Here is a 3,602-nt window from a genome sequence, read left to right as displayed (position 1 = left end):
CCGCCGCCCGCCCGCCGCCCGCGCCCTGCCGGCCGTCGTGCCGCCCGCCGCCCGCTGCCCGCCGCCCGCCGCCCGCTGCCCGCCGCCCGCTGCCCGCCGGTCGCCCGTCGTCGGCACGACGGCCGGCAGGGCGCGGAGGTGGGGGCGCGGAGGTGGGGGCGCGACCCCGGGGCCGGGGCCGGCAGGCTGCCGTAGGGTTGCTGCCGTGACGACGCGTGTGGCCGCCATCGACTGTGGGACCAACTCCATCCGCCTGCTGGTCGCCGACCTGCCCGACCCGTCCGCCGGGGCGCAGGCGCCGCTGGTCGACCTGACCCGCCGGATGGAGATCGTCCGGCTCGGCCAGGGCGTCGACCGGACGGGGCGGCTCGCCCCGGAGGCGATCGAGCGGACCCGGGTGGCGCTGGCCGACTACGCCGCCGAGATCGAGAAGCTGGGCGCGGAGCGGGTGCGGATGTGTGCCACCTCCGCCTCCCGGGACGCCGCCAACGCCGGGGACTTCCGGGCCATGGTCGAGCAGACCCTCGGTGTCGCGCCCGAGGTGGTCACCGGCGACGAGGAGGCCCGGCTCTCCTTCACCGGCGCGGTCCGGGGGCTGCCCGCCGACGCGGAGCCGCCGTACCTGGTGGTCGACATCGGCGGCGGCTCGACGGAGTTCGTCGTCGGCACCCGGGAGGGCGGGGTGCAGGCGGCGATCTCGGTGGACATCGGCTGTGTCCGGATGACCGAGCGGCACCTGCACGGCGACCCGCCCACGCTGGACGAGGTCGCCGCCGCGCAGGCCGACATCGCGGTCGCGGTGGACCGCGCGCTCGAGGCCGTCCCCGGCCGTCAGGCCGCCACGCTGGTCGGCCTCGCCGGGTCGGTCACCACCGTCGTCGCCATCGCCCAGGGCCTCACCGAGTACGACCCGGAGCGCATCCACCACGCCCGGGCGTCGTACGACCGGGTGGCCGACGTGACCGCCGACCTGCTGGCGAAGACCCGCGACGAGCGGCTGGCCATTCCGGTCATGCACCCCGGGCGGGCCGACGTGATCGGCGCCGGTGCGCTGGTGCTCCGCGTGATCATGGAGCGGGCCGGCATGCCGTCGGTGGTCGCCTCCGAACACGACATCCTCGACGGCATCGCCTGGAGCCTCGCCCCGCAGGACCAGCGTCAGTAGTTCACCGCGACGGCTGGCGCCTCCAGTCCGACCACTGCCCGCGCCCGTCCCCGGAGCCGCCCGACAGCGAGCCGGCGCGGTCCGAACGATCGGGCCGGTCCGCACCGCCGGTCCGAACCAGCTCCGGCTCCGGCGTCGTGGGTGGCGTGCCCAGGCCGAGACCGTCCACGCCCAGTGGGCGGTCCCGTCCCACCACGGGCGGGATGATCTCGTCCGGTACCAGCGCGGCGGGTGCGTCGGCGGCAGGCTGCGGCCAGCGCTGCCAGCGGCGGATGCTCACGACCCCGACGAGCAACAGCGAGCCCACCAGCAGGGTCGTCCCGGTCCGTACCGGGGCCGCCAGGTCGACCTGGTGGCCGCTCAAGGTCAGTTTGTGGTCGAGCAGTCTCATCACCGAGGCCGGGCGGATCAGGAGGCCCAGGTAACTGGCCGAGTAGACCAGCCCGGTCAGCGCCGCGCCCAGCGGGGAGATGCGGAGCGTGGCGATGAGCCCGAGCAGGATCCCGGCAGCCGCCAGCACCAGGGCGGGTCGCACGAAATCACTGCTGTCCAGCGCCCCGCCATCCTGTGCATTGGCGAACGCCTGTGCTGACCGATCCTGGCCGAGGGCGAACAGGATCCAGGCCAGCGGACCCACGACGGCTGCGGTGATCACGGTTCGGATGTGTCGCATCCGGGCAAGATACCGATCTTGATCGCGGATCAGCAGGTCCGCTAAGCGAAACTTAATCTGAAGGATTGAACCGCGGCGAGGACGTTGACGGTACTACGCAATCCACACTACTCTCGAATCCGTGGATACCACACAGCTCCTGAAGGGTGTGCTCGATCTCGCCGTGCTCGCCGTGCTCAAGGACGAGGACGGCTACGGTTACGACATCCTGCGCCGGCTCCGCGAGGCCGGTCTCAACGAGGTCGGCGACGCATCGGTCTACGGCACGCTGCGCCGGCTCTTCGGTGCCGGCCTGCTCACCACGTACGTGGTGCCCAGCGAGTCCGGGCCGCACCGCAAGTACTACGCGCTGAACGCCGCCGGCCGGGACCAGCTCACCCGCTCCGGCAAGACCTGGCGCTCGTTCGCCACCACAATGGACACGCTGCTCGACGATCGGGGGATGGCGGCATGACCGTCACTGGGCAGGAGATCACGGACTATGTGGAGCGGGTGCGGGCCGCGCTGGCCGACCTGCCGCCGGCGGTCCGCGAGGAACTGACCGAGGACCTGCCGGAGCATCTCGCCGAGGTCGCCGCCGAGGACGGCGGCTCGCTGGTCGAGCGGCTGGGCGAGCCGGAGGCGTACGCGGCCGAGTTGCGCGCCGCGGCCGGCGCGGGCGAGCGGTCCGCCGGCCGGCTCGGCCTGGAGCAGCGATTCGGCGCCGTCGCGGGCCGGGTCCGCGGCCGGCTCTCCGGCCTGGACACCCGGCTGGGCCCCCTGCTCGGGTACGCCTCGGCGAGCGAGTTCCTCCGCCTGCTCCGCCCGGCGTGGTGGGTGCTGCGGGGCTACCTGGCGGCGTCGTTGCTGGGTGCGATGACCGGCGCGCCGCTGGCCGTGGTGCCCCGGGTGGGCAGCAGCGCGATGGCCGGGCTGGTGCTGCTGGTCGGCTGCGTGCTGGCCTCGATCTGGCTGGGCCGCCGGGCCGGCGAACTGCGCCGCTGGCCGCGCCTCCTGCTGCGCGCCGGCACCCTGGTGCTCGTCGTGTTCGCCCTGGCCGCCCTGGTGCAGGTGGACGAGCGGGCCCGCTGGCACGGCGACTACGGCTACGACCCGATCTCGGTGCGTAACCCGTACGACGAGGTGCAGGACGTCTACGTCTACGACAGCGAGGGGCGGCTGGTGGAGAACGCCCGGCTCTTCGACCAGAACGGCACCCCGATCCGGCTCGGCTGGCCCTCCTGCGCCGACCCGGCCCTGCCCGACGTCAACCCGGTGCAGCGCGGCTACCCGTACTGCCCGGAGCAGGCGCCGTTCCGGCCCCGCCCGCCGGCCCAGGTGCCGGTCCCGCCGGGCACCGCCCCGACGACCGCCGCACCCTCGGCCACCGCGACGTCGACCGGTGCCGCGCCGACGCCGACCGTCAGCGCACCGGGCCCGACGGTGACCGCGCCGGCCGGGCTGACGGCTCCGGCGCCCGTCCCGACGAGCTGAGGATCGATCCTGGGAAATAGCTGAACGGATGAGGGGAACGGGACAGCGCGTCTCGATCTTGATGGCTACCAAGACCAAATGGGCGTGCAGGGTGAAGACAGTGTCTGCCGGTGCGAACGTTCGAGAACTCGGTCATAGGCCAGTGACAGACTGTCTAATGTGCGGCTTCGGTACAACTACCGCGTCTACCCGACGCCCGCTCAGCAGGTTTCGCTGACGCGGGCGTTCGGGTGCGCGCGGGTGGTGTTCAACGACGGGCTGCGCGCACGCCAGCAGGCGCGCGAGGCAGGC

At 73.7% G+C, this 3,602-nt stretch carries 6 protein-coding genes; 5 read left to right on the top strand and 1 reads right to left on the bottom strand.

What is annotated here, in order from left to right; all coding sequences use genetic code 11:
- Window positions 1–195 (top strand): hypothetical protein (locus KBX37_RS33515; RefSeq protein WP_210779831.1); only part of this gene is annotated, 195 nt, incomplete at its 5' end.
- 22 nt (window positions 196–217) lie between these two features.
- Window positions 218–1,165 (top strand): Ppx/GppA phosphatase family protein, encoded by a 948-nt coding sequence (locus KBX37_RS33510; RefSeq protein WP_210779833.1) that lies wholly within the window; start codon window positions 218–220, stop codon window positions 1,163–1,165.
- Between the two features lies 1 nt (window position 1,166).
- On the opposite strand, the gene KBX37_RS33505 is transcribed toward KBX37_RS33510, so the two are convergent.
- Complete coding sequence (locus KBX37_RS33505; protein WP_210779830.1) at window positions 1,167–1,838, bottom strand: hypothetical protein; 672 nt, start codon at window positions 1,836–1,838, stop codon at window positions 1,167–1,169.
- A 121-nt stretch (window positions 1,839–1,959) separates the two neighbouring features.
- Between KBX37_RS33505 and KBX37_RS33500 the strand changes: the two genes are divergently transcribed.
- The 3 genes from KBX37_RS33500 to KBX37_RS36175 form a co-directional block, all read left to right on the top strand.
- Window positions 1,960–2,292 carry a PadR family transcriptional regulator gene (locus KBX37_RS33500; protein ID WP_210779829.1) on the top strand — a complete coding sequence of 111 codons (333 nt, stop codon included), beginning with the start codon at window positions 1,960–1,962 and terminating at the stop codon, window positions 2,290–2,292.
- Complete coding sequence (locus tag KBX37_RS33495; protein ID WP_210779828.1) at window positions 2,289–3,311, top strand: hypothetical protein; 1,023 nt, start codon at window positions 2,289–2,291, stop codon at window positions 3,309–3,311. The genes KBX37_RS33500 and KBX37_RS33495 overlap by 4 nt, the downstream gene beginning before the upstream one ends.
- A 159-nt stretch (window positions 3,312–3,470) precedes the next feature.
- Window positions 3,471–3,602, top strand: a 132-nt coding sequence (locus tag KBX37_RS36175) for a helix-turn-helix domain-containing protein (protein ID WP_374103944.1), incomplete at its 3' end; no start/stop codon positions are given.

The sequence above is a fragment of the Micromonospora sp. U56 genome (assembly GCF_018070095.1).
GTDB lineage: Bacteria > Actinomycetota > Actinomycetes > Mycobacteriales > Micromonosporaceae > Micromonospora > Micromonospora purpureochromogenes.
The sequence above is the reverse complement of the archived record's forward strand: the minus strand, read 5'-3'. Positions and strand labels throughout refer to the sequence as shown.